The following is a 16,587-nucleotide window of genomic DNA, read 5'->3' as shown; positions in this document are numbered from 1 at the left end:
TCAGTGGCGTTCCCGCATCATAAGCGCGACGAGGCACAGGATCGAGGCGCAATCGATCCGGCCCCTTCGTGCCCGCCGCGCGCGCTGCCCGGTGAGTCGGGCAGCGTCGCCGGCGGCGCGCGTTGACGGCGCGCGCTGCTACTGCGCGCGGGTCGTGCCGCCGGCCGCCAGCAGCGAAGGCGCCAGCGCGCTGTTCGGGTCCTGGCCGTTCCACTGGCCGACCCACGCATCGTTCGGGGTCGAGCCCATCACGAAATCGAGCCTGCCGCCGGCCTTGATCTCGTCATAGGTGATGTACGGCCGATGCAGCGGCGCGCCGTTCAGGCTGACCGACTGCACGTAGCGATTGACCGACGACGGTGCGGCGCCCGACGCCGTATGCGCGGTGATCGTGAAGCGTCGCGCACCGCCGAACGTCAACGCGCCGCCGGTGCCGCTGCCTGATGCCATCGGGATGTCGATCGACGCCTCCTCGAACAGCGGCGTGCCGAAATAGAACACGCCGCCCACCGGATTCAGCGAATAGATGCCGAGCGCGGACAGCACGTACCACGCGGACAACTGGCCGCAGTCGTCGTTGCCGGGAATTGCCGCATCGCGCACGCGCCGCGGATCGTTCAGCGCGGCCTTCAGGCTGTCGCCGCTCAGCAATGCACGATCGCCGGCCGTGAGCGTCAGCGAGTACATGTCGTCCATCACCGTGCGCACGCGGTCCTGCGTCTTCGACGGCATGCCGGCGACGTCGTACAGGTACGGCAGGTGGTTCGCCGGTTCGTTGCCCGCGAAGTACTGGCCGCTGCGGCCGGTCAGGTCCGGGAAGCCCTGGTTGTACTGGAAGGTCAGCGGGTTGGCCGGATCGAACGTGCGGTCGAGCTGCGCGATGAACTGGCTTGTGCCGCCGAGCAGCGTGATCAACCCCGGGAAGTCGTGGAAGATGTTCCACGTGTCGACCCACGAATTCGATTCGGAGAAGTCGGTCTTCTCGGCGGCCGTCGGATCGAAGCCCGCGACCCAGTTGCCCTGCGCGCCCTTCGGCTGCGAGAACTTCCAGCCGTTGTTCGGCGCCGGGTTGAACACGTTCCGGTAGTTCTGGCTGCGTGTCAGATAAGGCTGGTAGTCGGCCGTGCTCTTGCCGGCCGCCTTGCCGACCGCGGCCGTCGCCCAGTCGTCGAACGCATAGTCCTGCGTGGTCGACACCGACGCGTTGTCGCCCGCATAGACGTAGCCGCGCTGGCGATACTGGTCGAAGCCGTGCGCGCTCGCGCGCTGCGTGGTCGTCAACGCGGTCCAGATGTCGTCGATGCCCGCGCTCGTCAGGTGCTTCAGGTACGCATCCGCGATCATCGGAATCGACGGGTGGCCGGCCATCGTGAAGGTTTCCGTTTGCGCCAGCGGCCACACCGGCAGCTCGCCCTTGCCGTTCTGCGCGAACTGCGTCAGCAGCGACTTGACCCAGCCGTCGACGCGCTCGGGCTGCACCAGCGTCATCAGCGGCGCCTCGGCGCGGAACGTGTCCCACAGCGAGAACGTCGACGAATAGTCGAAGCCCGGGTTCGCATGCTTGCTGGTGGTCGGCGGCGACGTCGTGCCGTCGTTCGACGAATCCATGCCGACGTAGCTGCCGTCCGCGTTGTTGTAGACCGTCGGCGCGAGCATCGTGCGGTACAGCGACGTGTAGAACATCGTCCGCTGGTCGGCGCTGCCGCCCTTGATCCGGACCCGGTCGAGCGCGGCGCTCCACACGCGCTCCGCCGCGCCGCGCACCTGGTCGAACGACTTCGCGCCGACTTCCGACGCGAGATTGGCCTGCGCATCCGCGATGCTCGACGGCGAGATGCCGACCTTCACCGTGACCGCGGCGCCGTCGCCGCCGTCGGCGAACGTCAGGTACGCCTTGAAGCCGTCCGCGCTGAACGCGACGTGCTGCGTATCGAACGGCTTCGAGAACCGCGCGACGAAATACGTCGGCTTGTCGTTCGCCCAGTTGTTGGTGAACTGCCAGCCGGCGATCGTCCGCGCGTCGACGACCTGGATCTTGCCGCTCGCGGTCGAGCCGCCGATCGGGTTGTCGATGCTCACGATCATGCTGCGTTTCTGCGTCGCCGCGCTCGGGAAGTACGTGTAGCGATGCACGCCCGCGTGCGTGGTCGCCGTCATTTCCGCGAGAATCTTCGCGCCCTGCACGTTCCACGGCGTGTTGCCGCTGCCGACCGGCGCCAGCTTCACCCGGTAGTAGCCGGGGCTCGCGGTTTCGTCGTCGTGGCTGAACGACGCGTCGTAGGTGATCGATGCATCGGCGGCAACCTTGGCCAGCGTCGCGGTATCGACCGGCGCGAGCGTCGGCAGGAACCGCACTTCGCCGCCCGAGCCGATGCCGGTCCCCGACAGGTGCGTATGCGTGAAGCCGGTAATGAACGGATCGTCGTACTGGTAGCCGGATGTGCGATCCCAGTTCCACGGCAGCGTATGCGCGCCGCCGGCCGTGTCCGGCCCGAGCTGCACCATGCCGAACGGCACGGTCGCGCCCGGATACACGTGGCCGTGGCCGCGCACGCCGCTGCTCCAGTCCGCGTTGATGTCGAGGTTGGCCGTGCCGATCATCGGATCGACGCTACGCAACACCGATCGCTTGTGCGCGCCGCCGTTTTCCCCCTGATCGTTCTGATCGCCCTGGTCGTTCTGGTTGCCTTGATCGTTCTGGTTGCCCGGTGCGTTCGACATCTGCGCGAGCACGCTCGCATCCGTCGCCCCCTGATCGCCCCCGCACCCCGACAACACGGCAAGGCATCCGATACCCACCACGTGACGTAGCTTCATCCGTTCGTCCCTCCCTCTCTCTGCGTCGATCCTGTCGGCAAGACCCGCTCTTCGATCCTCCCGCCCTATTGCGCGCCCGCCGCCCGCGGGAACGACGGCATCGCGGATGCATCGGCGCCCCACGTCGCGGCGCTCGCATCCGCCGTCATCGCATACGTCAGCTTCCCGCCCTTCGCGATGTGCTCGAGCGGCAGCCACGCGGCGGGCCACGACGTGCCGTTCAGCTTCAGCGACTTCACGTAGAACGACGCGCTGTCGCCCGAACCCGCGCCCGGCGCGGCGATGTGCAGCAGGCGGTAGCTGCCGTCCTGCTGCCCGACGCGCACCGTGATCGCCTCGAACTGCGGGCTCGACAGCGCAACGCCGCTCACACCCGGCACGACCGGGTAGAGACCGAGCGCGGCCCACACGTACCAGCCGGACAGTGCGCCGAGATCGTCGTTGCCGGGCAGCCCCGCCGCGCCGGGGCCAAATGCGTTGGCGAGCGACGCGTGCAGCACGCGCTGCGTATGCGACGGCGCGCCGGCCCACGCGTAGACCCACGGCACGGCCATCGTCACTTCGTTGCCGACGTAGAAATACGGCTGCTCGGTGCCGATGTTCAGGTGCGTGAAGAACGTGTCGAGCCGCTTGACGACCGGCGCGGCGCCGCCCGCCTGCGCGATCACGCCGGCGAGATCGTGCGGCACGTACCACGTGTATTGCTCGGCATTGCCTTCCATGAAGCCCGATCCGTCGGTGACCCACGCGCCGGCTGACGTCTTCGGCCGGATCGCGCCGCGATCGAACAGGTGTTGCCAGTTGCCGCTCGACTTCAGCAGCGCGCCGGCCGTCGCCGTGTCGCCAAGCGCCGTCGCGAAGCGCGACACCGCGAAATCGCGCAGGGCGTATTCGAGCGTGTTCGACGCGCTCTGGTTGTCGCCGCTGCCCGATGCGGGCACGTAGCCGAGCCGGTCGTAGTCCGCGCGGCTGCCCATCACCGGCGTGCCCGCGCACGCGGCACCCGGCGCGGTGCTGGCCTTCATGATCGACAGCGCGGCCTGCGTATCGAAGTGCGTAGCGCCGAACGCATACGCGTTCGCCGTGATGATCGAGCCCGCATCGCCGGGCATCACGGCCGTCTCCGTATTGAAGTACGCCCAGCGCGGGAACGCGCCACAGGCCTTCGCATCGAGCACGAGCGACTGCACGATGTCGCTGGTGCGCACCGGATCGAGCAGCGCCTGCAACTGGATGAACGAACGGTCGATGTCCCAGCCGGAGAAATTCGCGTACATCGTGCGGCCGTTTTCGACCCGACGCGTCGGCGCGGTCGATGCGCCGTTCGACGCGTAGAAATCCGGATACTGGCCGTTCACGTCGTTGAACACGTTCGGATGCAGCGACGCGTGATACAGCGCGGTATAGAACTTGGTCTTGTCGGCATCGCTGCCGCCCGCGACCTGGATCGCGTTCAGGCGGGCGTTCCATGCGGCGCTCGCCGCGCGGCGCACCTTGTCGAAACGCCAGTTCCGTTCGCCTCGCGCATCCGTTGCCGGATTCTCCGCACGCAGGTTCGCCTTCGCGTTCGCTTCGCTGACGAACGAGATGCCGAGCTTCATCATCACGTCCGGATGCTTGCTGTCGACGTTGAAGGTCAGCGTGACTGGGCGGTTGTTCGACAGCGCCGGCTTCGCCGCGAACGGCTGGCTGAATTCCGCGTAGTAGTAGACGGGCACCGCATGTCCGGCCCAGCAGAATCCGCCGCCCGCGATCGTGCCCGACAGCGCGCGGTCGCCGACCTGGCTGACCGTGTCACTCGTCGTGCCTTGCGCGCGGTTGTTCAGCACGGTCGGATCGATCGCGATCGTCGCCTGCTGGCCCTGCGCGAGCGCCGGGTACGTGAAGCGCGCGAAGCCGGTGCGCAACGTCGTCGTCAGCTCGGCCTTGATGCCGTTGCCGAGCGTGACGCCGTAATAGCCGGCCTGCGCGGTTTCGTTCGCGTGATCGAACGTGGCCGGCGTGCCGGCGTCGCCGGGCGCGAGCTGCGGCATCACGTTCAGGTAGCCGCCGTTCGCCCAGCAGCCGGTGCCGCTCAGATGCAGGATGCTGAATGCGTTGATCGACGTGTCGCCGTACCAGTAGCCGCCGGAGAAACCGGAGCCGTCGCCCTTGCGCCCGTCGTATTGCGCGGTGGGCGTCATCGGGCTCCACTGCATCATCCCGAACGGCACCGTCGGCCCGGGGAACGTGCCGCCGCCGAGACCCGAGCCGACCGGGTCGGCCGGCTGGTCGGTCGCGTAGTCGGTGCCGATCAGCGGGTTGACGTACTGGACGACGCGGATGTCGGCGTTTTTCCTTGCCGCTTCGTTGCCGCTTTCGTTGCCGTTGCTGTTGTCGTTGCCGCCGTTGCCGTTCTCATTGCCCTGCGACTGCGCGGACGTCGACATGTTCGCCGCCACGGCCGACGGCGAATCGCCATCGCCGCCGCAAGAAGCCACGGCCACGCACAGCGCCAGCAGCGCCGTTCCCAACCCCCAGTTCCTCGACATCGCCTGTCTCCGTTTCGTTCTTGAATCAAGCCGTTGGTTCGAACTACTGAGCTTTCGATCAGGAATCTTTTCGTGACTTGTCGCGCACCCGCGCAATCGGTCGAAAATGCCGGGCGCGTATTTATTTCCGCATTCTGGTATCCGAAAAAAGCTGCGCCGACCTATCGAAATACCGGCGCCCAGAAACGGACAATGGACACCAGCGTGCCCAAATAAACGCGTTTTCTCTACCCCGTGTTTTTACGAATTTTTATTTTGTTTATCTAAACAAAAGGCGATTGATTCGATTTTTATACGGAATCCGTCACGGCGAATGCAATTCGCCATTACGGCTGTTTCGGCAGCTCGACATACTCCTCGAGCTCGCCCGCGATATAAAGCCGCTTGCCGATGCGCGGGTATTCGCACACGTCGTGCTCGAGCCGCTGGCCGCCGACGAGCAGCTCCAGCGGCGCATCGCCGGTGTTCTGCACCGTATGCGCGTCACCGCCGCGCGGAAAGCCGATGAAATCGCCGGGCCCGATTTCGCTGGCGTGCTCGCCGATCGTCACCGCGCCGGTGCCGGACAGCACGTACACGAATTCCTCTTCGTACAGGTGGCGGTGATATTCGGCCGATTCGTGACCGGGCATCAGCGTGAGCAGGTGAACGCCGAATTGGGTCAGCCCGGTCAGGTCGCTGAGCGGGCGCTTGAGACGAACGGCATTGGGATTGAGCGAATGCACCGCGCGCGTCGGTTCCATCTTCGCGATATCGGCGGCCTTCAGCAGTTCCCGGGGAAAGGGAGTCGACATGGGGATCTCGCAAGCGTGAATGCTTCGGTTGAACGCAGCGCCGGCGCGGCGCGCGCAGCGGCCATTGTCCGACATTTTCACGCTGGCAAGGGCGCGCCGAACCGCACCCGGCGACGCAGTCAACGCGCGCAATCGGCCAGCAGGTTCGCGAGCACCGACGCGCCGTGCGCGAGGTGCACCGGATCGGCATCTTCCGCTTCGTTGTGGCTGAGCCCGGCCTTGCACGGCACGAACACCATCGCGGACGGCGCGACGTATGACAGGTTCACCGCGTCGTGCCCCGCGCCGCTGCACATCTCCAGGTATGGATAGCCGGCCGCGGCCGTCGCCTGCCGCACGCGCGCGACGCAGTCCGCATCGAACACCACCGGCGCGTATTCGGCGATCGTCTGCACCTGCACGCGCGTGCCACGCAGCGCGGTGCGCTCCATGCAGATCGCCTCGATATCGGCGACGAGTTGCTGCAGCGCCGGCCGCGACGGGTGGCGCACGTCGACGCTGAAGCGCACCTTGCCCGGTATCGTGCTCGGTGAATTCGGCTCGCACGCGACATGGCCGACGGTCACGCGCGCATCGGCATCGAACGCATGGCCGTGCTCGACGATCGCGGCGATCATCGCGGCCGCCACGCCCATCGCGTCGCGGCGCACGCTCATCGGCGTCGTGCCCGCATGCGACTCGAAGCCGGTCACAGTGACGTCGAGCTCGTAAATGCCCTGCACCCCCGTCACGACGCCGATCGGCAAGCCGGCCTGCTCCAGCACCGGCCCCTGCTCGATATGCGCTTCGAAATACGCTTTCGGCATCTGTCGCTCGCGCGCGGTGCCGGCGAAACCGGTGCGTTCGAGTTCGTCGCGCAGCAGCACGCCCGTCTGCATGCACGGGCGCGTCAGGGCGTAGTCGAGATCGAGCGCGCCTGCATAGACGGCCGAGCCCATCATGCCCGGCGTGAAGCGCGAGCCCTCCTCATTGGTCCACGCGACGACGTCGATCGGGTGCCGCGTCGCGATGCCGTGCTCGTTCAGCGTGCGGATCGCCTCGAGGCCCGCGAGCACGCCATAGACGCCGTCGAAGCGGCCGCCGAGCGGCTGGGTGTCGAGATGGCTGCCGCACATCACGGCCGGCAAGCCGGGCTGCGTGCCGGGCCGGCGCGCGAACACGTTGCCGATCGGATCGATGCGGATTTCGCAGCCCGCGGCCTCGCACCATGCGATGAAGCGGCGCCGGCCTTGCGCATCGTCGTCACTCAGCGCGAGCCGGCAACTGCCGCCGTGCGCGGTCGCGCCGATCGTCGCCATCTCCATCAGCGAATCCCACAGTCTCTGCTGGTTCACGCGCATCATCGTCGCCGCTCCTGAAAAGCACCGAGCATATACACTCGACCCAATAAGAAAAATCCAAGATTTCGTTGTGGACGATAATTTTTACTTGTCACCCGGCGTTCCACCCGGCCCCCCGTGCTTTCTTTCTCACTGGATCGATCGCCCATGAAGCTCAAGCAACTCGATGCGTTTCTCGCGGTCGCCGAGCATCGCACCATTCGCGGTGCGGCGCGTGCGCTCGGCGTCACGCAGCCGGCCGTCAGCGGCATCGTGCGCGAGCTCGAACACGAGCTGGGCGTGCCGCTCGTCGTGCGCAGCGTCAAGGGGATCGCGCTGACCGATTACGGCAGCGCATTCGCGATTCGCGCGCGGCTGATCGTCGAGGAGATCCAGCGCACGCGCGACGAGATCGAGCAGTTGCGGCTTGGCACGACCGGCTCGGTATCGATCGCGGTCAGCCCGACCGTCGCGTTGACGATCCTGCCGCGCGCGTTCGCGGCCTTCACGCGCGACCTGCCCGGCGCGACGCTGAACGTCGACGATGCACTGACCGCGACGGACCTCGCGCGGCTGCGCGACGGCTCGCTCGACTTCATCGTCACGCACCAACTGTCGAACGCGCTGCCGGACCCGGACGAATTCGCGAGCATTCCGTTGTTCCGCACGGCGTTCGCGGTCGTCGCGCGAAGCCGGCATCGGCTCGCGCGGGCCCGCTCGTTGCGCGAGCTCGTCGATGCGCACTGGTGCGTGCCGCGCTACGGCGAAGGCGGCGACGACCTGATCCGCTCGATCTTCATGCCGTTCGGCCTCGACGTACCGAAACGCGTGGTGCACTGCCCATCGTTTGCCGCGACGCTCGGGCTCGTGTCGCAGACGGAGGCGCTCGGCGTGTTCGCGCGACCGCTCGCCGAGGTCGAACGCCAGTCGCGCGGGATCGTCGCGTTGAATCTCGCCGAGCCGATGCCGGCGCTGACGGTCGCGATCGTGATGCGGCGGCATGCGTTGCTGACGCCGGCCGCACTGCACTTCATCGAGTGCCTGAAGGGTGCGTCCGCAACCGTGTCGGCCGCGGACGACGCGTGACGCTCAACCCACGTGCACGCCGCGCAGCTTCGTCAGCAACGCGACGAGACGATCGATGTGCGCGTCCTCGGTGCGCCACGACGACACGCTGATCCGGAACGCCGGCCGCCCCTGCCACACGGTCGCGCCGAACCACACGTCGCCCGACGCCTGCGCGGCTTCGAGGATCGCCGCCGTTTCCTCGTCGGTGCCGGCGCGCACGAGCACCTGGTTCAGCACGACGCGGTTCAGCACGTCGTAGCCGGCCGCACGCAGGCCGTCCGCGACCCGCGCCGCCTGCGCGCAATGCCGCTCGACCATCGTCGCGACGCCGGCGCGGCCGAGCGAGCGCAGCGCGGCCCACACGGGAATGCCGCGCGCGCGTCGCGAGAATTCGAGGTTCAGGTTCTTCTGCGCATCGTGCGCGCCGCTCAGGTAGACGGCGTCGCTGTTCATCGCGGTGGCGAGCGCGGCCGCGTCGCGACAGATCACCATCGCGCCGTCGTACGGCGTGTTGAGCCATTTGTGACCGTCGGTCGTCCAGCTGTCCGCGCCGTCGACGCCGTCCGTCAGCGCGCGCTTCGACGACGCGCGCGCCCACAGGCCGAACGCGCCGTCGACGTGCACCCACGCGCCGGCCGCCTTCGCGGGCGGATTCAACGCCGCGAACGGATCGAATTCGCCGGTGTTCACTTCGCCCGCCTGCACGCAGAAAATGGTCATGTCGTCGAGCGGCGGCAACTGCGCCGGGTCGATCCGGCCGTGCGTATCGACCGGCGCGACGACGATGCGCTTCATCCCGAAGCCGAGCACGCGCAGCGCCTTCTTCACCGTGATGTGCGCGAGCGCGGAGATCACGACTTTCACTTCCGGCGCGCCGATCAGCCCGTCCTCGTCGATATCCCAGCCCTTGCGCGCCAGCAGCGCGCGCCGCGCGGCCACCAGCGCGACGAGCGTGCAGGCCGTCGCGCTCGTGCCGAAGCCGACCGCGCTGCCTTCGGGCAACCCGAGCGCATCGACGACCCAGCGCGCGGCCTGGCGCTCGAGCGTCGCGGCCACCGGCGAATTCGCATACGACGACGCGCACTGGTCCCACGCGAGCATCAGCCGCTCGGCCGCCGCCGCGGCCGGCAGCGTCGCGCCGATCACGAAGCCGAAGTAGTTCGGGCCGTTCGATGCGACCGTCGCGGGCGTGCCGTGCTCGTCGAGCAGGCGCAGCACGTCGTCGGCCGGGCGGCCTGCATCGGGCAGCGGCTCGTCGAATGCGGCGAGGCCGGCGAGTGCGGCCGCGTCGGGAAACGCGCGCCGCTCGTTCGTTGCAGCCAGATACGCGTGCGCGCGCCGGTCGGCGTCGGCCAGCAGGGAAAGTTCGTCCATGTCGGTTGCCTCGGTCAGGGTCAGAGTTGCGAGAGATCGCGGCCGAGCCGCTGCAGCGCGCCGTCGATCCGCTTGTAGTACGTGAACTTGCCGACGCGGGTCGCCTGCACGAGCCCGGCATCCGCGAGGATGCGCATGTGGCGCGTGGTCGTGGCCGGCGCGATGCCGAGCTTCTCGGTGATGTACGTGCAGCACACGCCGAGCTCGTCGACGTCACCATGCGGCTGCGGCGGGAAATGCTTGCGCGGTTGCCTGAGCCAGCGCATCACGGCCAGACGGCTTTCGTTGGCGAGCGCGCTGAGGCGGGTGACGTCGTCCATGGGGGTGTGGATTCGTTTAACGTTTTGAATATTAGCTAAATGACGAAATGTGGGCAATGCAGTCGAAGGGGGATTTCGACGCATGACGACGTTCGCCGGCATGCACCGGCGCACATTCGATGTGATCGCAGCGAGATCGCCGCTTCAACCGCTCGAAGCGCGTCAGGCAACGTGCTTCAGGCCAGCGCCTGTGCCAGCCTGTCGATCAACGCCCGCACACGCCGCGGCTGCGCCGCACGCCCCGGATAGACGATCTGCAGATCGACTTCGCCCGGCGAGAAGTCTCGAAGGATCTCGACGAGCGCGCCCGACGCCAGATCGCGCTCGACGTCGACCAGCGACTTCAGCGCGATGCCGTGCCCCGCGATGCACCACGCGCGCACGAGCGCCCCGTCGTTGGCGACGCGCCGGCCACGCACCACCACGCGCTTCAATACGCCGTCGATGCCGAACGGCCATTCGGCATACAGCTCCTGGCCGAAGCGCATCACGATGCAGTCGTGCGCGGCGAGTTCGTCCGGATGCATTGGCGTGCCATGTGCGGCGAGATACGCGGGCGACGCGCACACCACGCGCCGCGCACGGCCGAGCGAACGGCTGCGCAACGAACTGTCGGCCAGCGTGCCGCGGCGGATCGCGAAATCGAGCCCCTGCCCGACGAGGTCGACATACCCGTCGCCGAGATGCAGGTCGACCGTCACGCCCGGATGGTCGGCCAGGAATGCGTCGACGACGGGCACGACGCGCTCGCGCCCGAGATCGGCCGGCGCACTGAGCCGCACCGGCCCCGACAGCGTCTGCACGCCCAGCCGCACGCGGCTTTCGAGTTCGTCGGCCTCGGCCAGCAGGCGTCGCGCGCCGTCCACCAGCGTGCGGCCCTCGTCGGTCAGGCTGATCGCGCGCGTCGTGCGAGTGAGCAGCGCCGCGCCGTAGTGACGCTCGAGCGCCGTCAGCCGCTCGGACACCGTGGCCGGCGACAGACCGACCTCGCGACCCGCGGCGGCCAGCCCGCCCTTCTCCACGATGCGCAGGAATAGCGCGAGGTTGTCGAGCAGCATTATTCGCCCCTTCCGAAGGATATTTTCGCCATCCTCTGGATTATCCGGGAAAGGCGCAAACGGTACATTGATCGCCTGACGATCGATCCGCGGCCGCGCCGCGCCCATACGACGAAAGGAAACGCAGATGGAATACCGCACGCTCGGCCGCTCCGGCCTCCAGGTCCCCGTGCTGAGCTTCGGCGCCGGCACCTTCGGCGGCACCGGTCCGCTGTTCAGTGCATGGGGCAATACCGACGTCGACGAAGCGCGCCGCCTGATCGACATCTGCCTCGACGCCGGCGTCAACCTGTTCGACACGGCCGACGTGTATTCCGACGGCGCGTCCGAGCGGGTGCTCGGCGCCGCGCTCAAGGGGCGCCGCGACCAGGTGCTGATCTCGACCAAGACGGGCCTGCCGACCGGCGACGGCCCGAACGACGCCGGCACGTCGCGCGCACGGCTGGTGCGCGCCGTCGACGACGCGCTGCGCCGGCTCGACACCGACTACATCGACCTGCTGCAACTCCATGCGTTCGACGCCGGCACGCCGGTCGAGGAAGTGATGTCGACGCTCGACGATCTCGTGCGCGCGGGCAAGCTGCGCTACATCGGCGTGTCGAATTTCGCCGGCTGGCAGATCATGAAGTCGCTCGCGGCGGCCGACCGGCATGGCTGGTCGCGCTACGTGGCGAACCAGGTGTACTACTCGCTCGTCGGCCGCGACTACGAATGGGACCTGATGCCGCTCGGCGCGGACCAGGGCCTCGGCGCGCTGGTGTGGAGCCCGCTCGGCTGGGGGCGGCTCACCGGCAAGATCCGGCGCAATGCGCCGCTACCCGAAGGCAGCCGGCTGCATGAAACGGCCAGCTACGGGCCGCCGGTCGACGACGCGCGCCTGTACGACGTGGTCGATGCGCTCGATGCGATCGCGGAGGAAACCGGCAAGACGGTGCCGCAAATCGCATTGAACTGGCTGCTGCAGCGGCCGACCGTGTCGTCGGTGATCGTCGGCGCGCGCAACGAGGAACAGTTGCGGCAGAACCTCGGCGCGGTCGGCTGGGCGCTGACCGATGCGCAGGTCGCGAAACTCGATGCGGCAAGCGCGGTGGAAGCGCCGTATCCGTACTTCCCGTATCGCCGGCAAGCGGCGTTCGCGCGGCTCAATCCGCCGATGCGCGGGTAAGTCGTGGAGGTACGGGCATCAGGCCGGCACGCGGGCCGTGCCAAGCCGCACGACCTTGTCGGTCGGTCCGATGACCGAGCGCCGGTGCGTGATCGCGATCACCGTGACGTCGCGCGCCAGCAGCCGCACGTGCTCCATGATGTCGCGCTCGGTGGCTTCGTCGAGCGCGGAACTCGCCTCGTCGAGAAACAGCACGGTCGGATCGCCGTACAGCGCGCGGGCGATTGCGATGCGCTGACGCTCGCCGCCGGACAGTTTCAGCCCGCGCTCGCCGACCGTCGTGCGAAGCCCGTCCGGCAAGCCCTCGATGAACGGCAGGATCGTGGCCTTCGCGGCCGCGTCACGCAAGCGCCGCGCATCGCGTGGCCGGCCGAGCAGGATGTTGTCCTCCAGGCTTTCGTTCAGCAGCACGACGTCCTGCGGCACGATGGCCACCGCGCCGTACCAGTCGGCACGGTCGATCGTCGCGAGATCGACACCGTCGACGAGAATGCGCCCGGCGGTCGGCTCGATCGACTTCAACGCCAGCCTGAAGACAGTGGACTTCCCCGCGCCGGTTTCGCCGACAATGAACGTGATGCCGCCGCGCTCGGCCACGAAATCGACGTCGCGCACGCCGCGCCCGTTGCCGTATGCATAGCCGACGCGCTCGAACACGATGCGCCCTTCGCGCGGCACGAACGCCGACGCGTGCGACACCTGCCGCTCCTCGGGCGCCGTCCAGAGCGCGGTGAACGGCACGAGTGCGGCGCGGGAGCGCACACTCTCGTCGATCGAGCGCGCGAGCATGTCGAACGGCAGGTTCAGTTGCAGCAGCAGCGTGTTGAACAGCACGATGTCGCCGATCGACAGCGCGCCGGCCGCATGACGCGGCAACAGCAGCCAGAACGTTACCGAGAACTGGACTGCGAGGCCGAGCCCCAGCAGCGCAAGAAAACCTACGTGCTGCATCACGTAGGCGCGCCAGTTGTCGCGCTCGGCGCGCGCCTTCTCCGCGAAACGCTCGCTCATCCAGCGGTGGCTGCCGAAATGCCGGAGCGTCTCCATCGCGTTGATCGCGCCGCCGACGAACCGCGCATTGTCCTGCCCGGCCTCGATCGCGCGATCCAGGTACACCCGCGAGCGCCGCGCGGAAACGATCGCGATCGTCACCGCGATCGCGCCATACGCAGCGGTGATGGCCGCCACTTCGAGGTTGATCATTGCGCCCAGCGTGACGAGGGTGAAGACGATCTGGAGCGTGCCGGGGATCAAATCCATCAGCGCAAGCTGCACGAGCACCGCCAGCGCGCGGCTGCCGCGCGTATTCGCGCTCTGGATTTCGGTGGGATTGTGTTCGACGAAGAACGCCGTGGTTTTCTTCAGGACACGCTCGAAAAAGCGCGTGCTGGTGATGAATCCCAGATTCCCGGACGTCATGAAGGCGAGGTACTGCACGACGCGTTGCAGCGCGCTGGACAGGCCCAGCAGCACCGCGTAGACCACGAAGCCCGCCATGAGCGCGTGCAGCGCGCCGCGATGCGACAGCGCGTCGATCAGGCGCGAGAACAGATACGGAGCGGCAACGGCGGTGGCACTCGACAGCACGACGACGGCCGCAACCGTCAGTAACATCCAGCGATCGGCCTTCCAGTAGGCGCGCAGCACCTCGGTGATCGGATTCGGTGCGTGGTGTTCGTTCATGGCGCAATGGACCGGGGCGCGGCCCGGATGGCGACAGGCGGCCAAAAAGTCTAGCAGACTGAAAGAAAGCCCACCGCACCGTTCGGGCTGCACGACGGTAGCCGCATGCAGTTGCGCTGTGACATCAGAAAACGCGAGCACCGCGGCCCCCCCATCGTGCCCCTGCCCTCTTGTCGTTGCGCCCCGCGACCGGTCTGGCCGGCAACGCTCTTCCCTCCTCGAAAGGCTCACGAACATGAACGTTGCCGATACCGGCCTGACTGTACGCGTGGTTGGGAGTAGACGACTACGATCAATGGCTGCCGCAATGGGATCACAACCGCTTCTTCGATAGCCGCTTCGACGCCACGCTACCGCCGCACATCACGCAGCTCACGTGGTCGCGCTCCTTCGACGGCTACGAACCGGTGTTCGCGCTGGTCGCGGAGCGTCACGGCAGGCCGGTCGGGTTCGCGCATTCCTGCGCCACCGCAGCACGACGCACGTCGGGCCGTCCTGCTATCTGCAGGATCTGTCCACGCTCGACAGCGAACACGGCAAAGGTGTCGGCCGCGCGCTGATCGAAGCGGTGTACGACGCCGCGCGCCGACATCGTGCCGAATACGTGCACTGGCTGGCAGACGCACGCGACGGATCACACAGCGCAGCGCGCCCGACGACACCGGCGCGGCACGAACGGCAGGATTTACAGAAAGATGCTTCCGCGCTGAGTACAGTTGATCGGGTATTCAACTCACTCTCATTCAACGCATCGACGACCCGCCACGTGCACCCCGACCGTCGGGGGGACATGGCCCCCAACCCCGGGTAGCCCGCGGGATACAAATTCGTCCTTTCACCGGATTTTTGTATCCTCGGGGACACCATTTCGATGTCTCAGTTTTCGTCGCCAATAATGGGGGCAGATTAATCCTGTTGATCGGCCATTCCCCTGCTCTGCGGCCTCAAATTTCGGCTATACGCTCCTCGCATGTCCCACGAAATCAAACGCCCTCGGTCTCATCCGACGGCTTGTCCGTCCCCGGTCGTTCCGTCGGCGTACCATTGATCGCAGCCACGAGCGCCAGCACCCCGCGCCTTTCTCGCAGCTTCAGTTCTCGAAAGCCCGCGAGGAGCAGTTCTTCGTCGCTGGTTAGCGCCAAAGTTACGGGGTCGGACGTACGGCCAGTCAGCAAATACTGGACATCTACACCCAAGTCCGCGATCCCCACCAGATAACTCACGTCCGGAAGCCTCGCCCCTTTTTCGTAGTTGACCTGCGCATGTTGTTGAACGCCTCCCGCCGCCGCGAATTCGGTCTGGTTCATCCCCAGTCGCTTTCGCTCCAGCCTCAGGCGTACGGAAAATATATCCGGTTGATTCATTTTTATTGACATATGCTCATTTGATACATAACATGGCAGGTATGGTCGATCGGATACCGACGGTAGCGAGATGCATCTGACAATGCCGTCGCTCTCTCACAGGAGGCGTTATGACTTCCACCTATGAAATCTGCGGCGCACTCTCCGTCGTCGGTCACTTCCGACGCAATCACGCACAGCAGTTCGCGCAGAGCTTGCCCGCTTCCGCGACCGTCTACTGCGTCACCGACGCCGTCACGCATTCGGTCATGATCCGCCTTCGCGGTGCACTTACCGATCAAGAAGTCACCTCCATTGAAGGAAAATTGAAAGAATTCTCCCAGAAGTGGGCCCGGACCGTCGCCGTATTCAGTCGCATACGGTTCGGGGAACGATCTCTCATGTCTCTCGCGCCGGGCCGACATGTCGAGCGGTTGAAAGGTCCGGCGACAGAATACGTCCGGCATCACACGTCTACGCCGCCACATTCTGATGCTCAAAACACTCAGGTACTGGCAGCTCCGCTCGGATAATCCGCCTAGCCTAGCTAAAAGCTGGAATTCTAGGCCCAATCGGGACATTGATTTCCCCCCAACCTCTGGAGGTTCGCAATGGAAGAGCCCGCACCGTACAGCCTCTCAGGCGCACTGTCCGTCCAGGACGACTTGGACGATGAACAACTCGATCGGGTATCCCGGCACCTGAGCGGTATCGCCAGCGTGTACGTGAAACACGACGCCGTCGCGCATACCGTTTCATTGTGTATCTCGGGTACGTTGATGCGTGACGATGCGCGTTACATCGAACAACGCATCGAACGCTTCGCCGAAGAGCATGCTCGTGCGGCCTCTATTCTACTTAGCGAGTGGAACGGCGTGACGAGCGAGCTTGTTGTCGGAATGAACTGGGACGCCCAGTGCCTCATCAAGCTGGCAGCGATCCAGGAACAACTTGGAAAGCTCCCGGAGCGATATTTCGATTTTCTCTTGCGACTGGAACCGGCGGGTGCACCAGCGCGTGGCAAGCAGTTCTTGTCTGTTTCGATCGAGACCAGCGACGATCAGCAGGTTGTGTAACGCAAGTTCAGCGTTGCGGACACGCTGCGAGTATAAGAT

At 66.5% G+C, this 16,587-nt stretch carries 13 protein-coding genes and 1 pseudogene; 5 read left to right on the top strand and 9 right to left on the bottom strand.

Annotated features, from left to right (window positions below):
- Positions 1 to 138: 138 nt before the first annotated feature.
- The 4 genes from H0X91_RS26715 to H0X91_RS26700 all read right to left on the bottom strand — a co-directional run bounded on the left by H0X91_RS26715 (position 139) and on the right by H0X91_RS26700 (position 7,485).
- On the bottom strand, positions 139 to 2,817 hold the full coding sequence (locus H0X91_RS26715; protein WP_060265462.1) for a GH92 family glycosyl hydrolase: 2,679 nt from the start codon (positions 2,815 to 2,817) through the stop codon (positions 139 to 141).
- A gap of 65 nt (positions 2,818 to 2,882) precedes the next feature.
- A complete protein-coding gene (locus tag H0X91_RS26710; RefSeq protein WP_006493304.1) occupies positions 2,883 to 5,348 on the bottom strand; it encodes a GH92 family glycosyl hydrolase in 2,466 nt (821 codons plus the stop codon).
- Positions 5,349 to 5,674: 326 nt separating this feature from the next.
- The gene (locus tag H0X91_RS26705) at positions 5,675 to 6,142 is read right to left on the bottom strand and encodes a cupin domain-containing protein (protein WP_006488377.1); all 468 of its coding nucleotides are present in this window, start codon (positions 6,140 to 6,142) and stop codon (positions 5,675 to 5,677) included.
- Positions 6,143 to 6,261: 119 nt separating this feature from the next.
- Complete coding sequence (locus tag H0X91_RS26700) at positions 6,262 to 7,485, bottom strand: Zn-dependent hydrolase (protein ID WP_006488437.1); 1,224 nt, start codon at positions 7,483 to 7,485, stop codon at positions 6,262 to 6,264.
- A 144-nt stretch (positions 7,486 to 7,629) separates the two neighbouring features.
- Here H0X91_RS26700 and H0X91_RS26695 point away from each other — a divergent pair, with 144 nt between their 5' ends.
- Positions 7,630 to 8,547: a LysR family transcriptional regulator gene (locus tag H0X91_RS26695; RefSeq protein ID WP_006488454.1), complete on the top strand. Its 918-nt coding sequence runs from the start codon at positions 7,630 to 7,632 to the stop codon at positions 8,545 to 8,547.
- A gap of 3 nt (positions 8,548 to 8,550) precedes the next feature.
- On the opposite strand, the gene H0X91_RS26690 is transcribed toward H0X91_RS26695, so the two are convergent.
- From H0X91_RS26690 to H0X91_RS26680, 3 genes are all read right to left on the bottom strand, one after another.
- Positions 8,551 to 9,903: a pyridoxal phosphate-dependent decarboxylase family protein gene (locus H0X91_RS26690; protein ID WP_196433507.1), complete on the bottom strand. Its 1,353-nt coding sequence runs from the start codon at positions 9,901 to 9,903 to the stop codon at positions 8,551 to 8,553.
- A 20-nt stretch (positions 9,904 to 9,923) separates the two neighbouring features.
- On the bottom strand, positions 9,924 to 10,223 hold the full coding sequence (locus H0X91_RS26685; RefSeq protein WP_006488445.1) for an ArsR/SmtB family transcription factor: 300 nt from the start codon (positions 10,221 to 10,223) through the stop codon (positions 9,924 to 9,926).
- A gap of 176 nt (positions 10,224 to 10,399) precedes the next feature.
- Positions 10,400 to 11,281 carry a LysR family transcriptional regulator gene (locus H0X91_RS26680; protein ID WP_006494625.1) on the bottom strand — a complete coding sequence of 294 codons (882 nt, stop codon included), beginning with the start codon at positions 11,279 to 11,281 and terminating at the stop codon, positions 10,400 to 10,402.
- Positions 11,282 to 11,408: 127 nt separating this feature from the next.
- Between H0X91_RS26680 and H0X91_RS26675 the strand changes: the two genes are divergently transcribed.
- Entirely contained in the window at positions 11,409 to 12,446 is a 1,038-nt protein-coding gene (locus H0X91_RS26675) for an aldo/keto reductase (RefSeq protein WP_034202889.1), read from the top strand.
- An 18-nt stretch (positions 12,447 to 12,464) separates the two neighbouring features.
- On the opposite strand, the gene H0X91_RS26670 is transcribed toward H0X91_RS26675, so the two are convergent.
- Complete coding sequence (locus tag H0X91_RS26670; RefSeq protein WP_196433506.1) at positions 12,465 to 14,129, bottom strand: ABC transporter ATP-binding protein; 1,665 nt, start codon at positions 14,127 to 14,129, stop codon at positions 12,465 to 12,467.
- Positions 14,130 to 14,364: 235 nt separating this feature from the next.
- On the opposite strand from H0X91_RS26670, the pseudogene H0X91_RS26665 reads away from it, so the two are divergent.
- Positions 14,365 to 14,839 (top strand): annotated as a pseudogene (locus tag H0X91_RS26665) (GNAT family N-acetyltransferase).
- 273 nt (positions 14,840 to 15,112) lie between these two features.
- Here H0X91_RS26665 and H0X91_RS26660 read toward each other — a convergent pair.
- Positions 15,113 to 15,436 (bottom strand): helix-turn-helix domain-containing protein, encoded by a 324-nt coding sequence (locus H0X91_RS26660; RefSeq protein WP_227743184.1) that lies wholly within the window; start codon positions 15,434 to 15,436, stop codon positions 15,113 to 15,115.
- 167 nt (positions 15,437 to 15,603) lie between these two features.
- Between H0X91_RS26660 and H0X91_RS26655 the strand changes: the two genes are divergently transcribed.
- Together H0X91_RS26655 and H0X91_RS26650 are read left to right on the top strand one after the other, a co-directional pair.
- Positions 15,604 to 16,005: a hypothetical protein gene (locus H0X91_RS26655; protein WP_077021669.1), complete on the top strand. Its 402-nt coding sequence runs from the start codon at positions 15,604 to 15,606 to the stop codon at positions 16,003 to 16,005.
- A gap of 78 nt (positions 16,006 to 16,083) precedes the next feature.
- Positions 16,084 to 16,548, top strand: a complete 465-nt coding sequence (locus tag H0X91_RS26650; protein ID WP_012493077.1) for a hypothetical protein — start codon at positions 16,084 to 16,086, stop codon at positions 16,546 to 16,548.
- The last annotated feature ends 39 nt before the right edge of the window (positions 16,549 to 16,587 follow it).

This window comes from Burkholderia sp. 9777_1386 (genome assembly GCF_015712265.1).
GTDB lineage: Bacteria > Pseudomonadota > Gammaproteobacteria > Burkholderiales > Burkholderiaceae > Burkholderia > Burkholderia cenocepacia.
This window is presented reverse-complemented; position numbering and strand designations above follow the sequence as displayed.

What these genes read in the sequence shown, in the direction of transcription:
- H0X91_RS26685 (WP_006488445.1), bottom strand. Translation starts at nt 10,223, where the DNA reads ATGGACGACGTCACCCGCCTCAGCGCGCTCGCCAACGAAAGCCGTCTG.
- H0X91_RS26695 (WP_006488454.1), top strand. Translation starts at nt 7,630, where the DNA reads ATGAAGCTCAAGCAACTCGATGCGTTTCTCGCGGTCGCCGAGCATCGC.
- H0X91_RS26670 (WP_196433506.1), bottom strand. Translation starts at nt 14,129, where the DNA reads ATGAACGAACACCACGCACCGAATCCGATCACCGAGGTGCTGCGCGCC.
- H0X91_RS26710 (WP_006493304.1), bottom strand. Translation starts at nt 5,348, where the DNA reads ATGTCGAGGAACTGGGGGTTGGGAACGGCGCTGCTGGCGCTGTGCGTG.
- H0X91_RS26655 (WP_077021669.1), top strand. Translation starts at nt 15,604, where the DNA reads ATGACTTCCACCTATGAAATCTGCGGCGCACTCTCCGTCGTCGGTCAC.
- H0X91_RS26660 (WP_227743184.1), bottom strand. Translation starts at nt 15,436, where the DNA reads ATGAACCAGACCGAATTCGCGGCGGCGGGAGGCGTTCAACAACATGCG.
- H0X91_RS26705 (WP_006488377.1), bottom strand. Translation starts at nt 6,142, where the DNA reads ATGTCGACTCCCTTTCCCCGGGAACTGCTGAAGGCCGCCGATATCGCG.
- H0X91_RS26700 (WP_006488437.1), bottom strand. Translation starts at nt 7,485, where the DNA reads ATGATGCGCGTGAACCAGCAGAGACTGTGGGATTCGCTGATGGAGATG.
- H0X91_RS26650 (WP_012493077.1), top strand. Translation starts at nt 16,084, where the DNA reads ATGGAAGAGCCCGCACCGTACAGCCTCTCAGGCGCACTGTCCGTCCAG.
- H0X91_RS26690 (WP_196433507.1), bottom strand. Translation starts at nt 9,903, where the DNA reads ATGGACGAACTTTCCCTGCTGGCCGACGCCGACCGGCGCGCGCACGCG.
- H0X91_RS26675 (WP_034202889.1), top strand. Translation starts at nt 11,409, where the DNA reads ATGGAATACCGCACGCTCGGCCGCTCCGGCCTCCAGGTCCCCGTGCTG.
- H0X91_RS26715 (WP_060265462.1), bottom strand. Translation starts at nt 2,817, where the DNA reads ATGAAGCTACGTCACGTGGTGGGTATCGGATGCCTTGCCGTGTTGTCG.
- H0X91_RS26680 (WP_006494625.1), bottom strand. Translation starts at nt 11,281, where the DNA reads ATGCTGCTCGACAACCTCGCGCTATTCCTGCGCATCGTGGAGAAGGGC.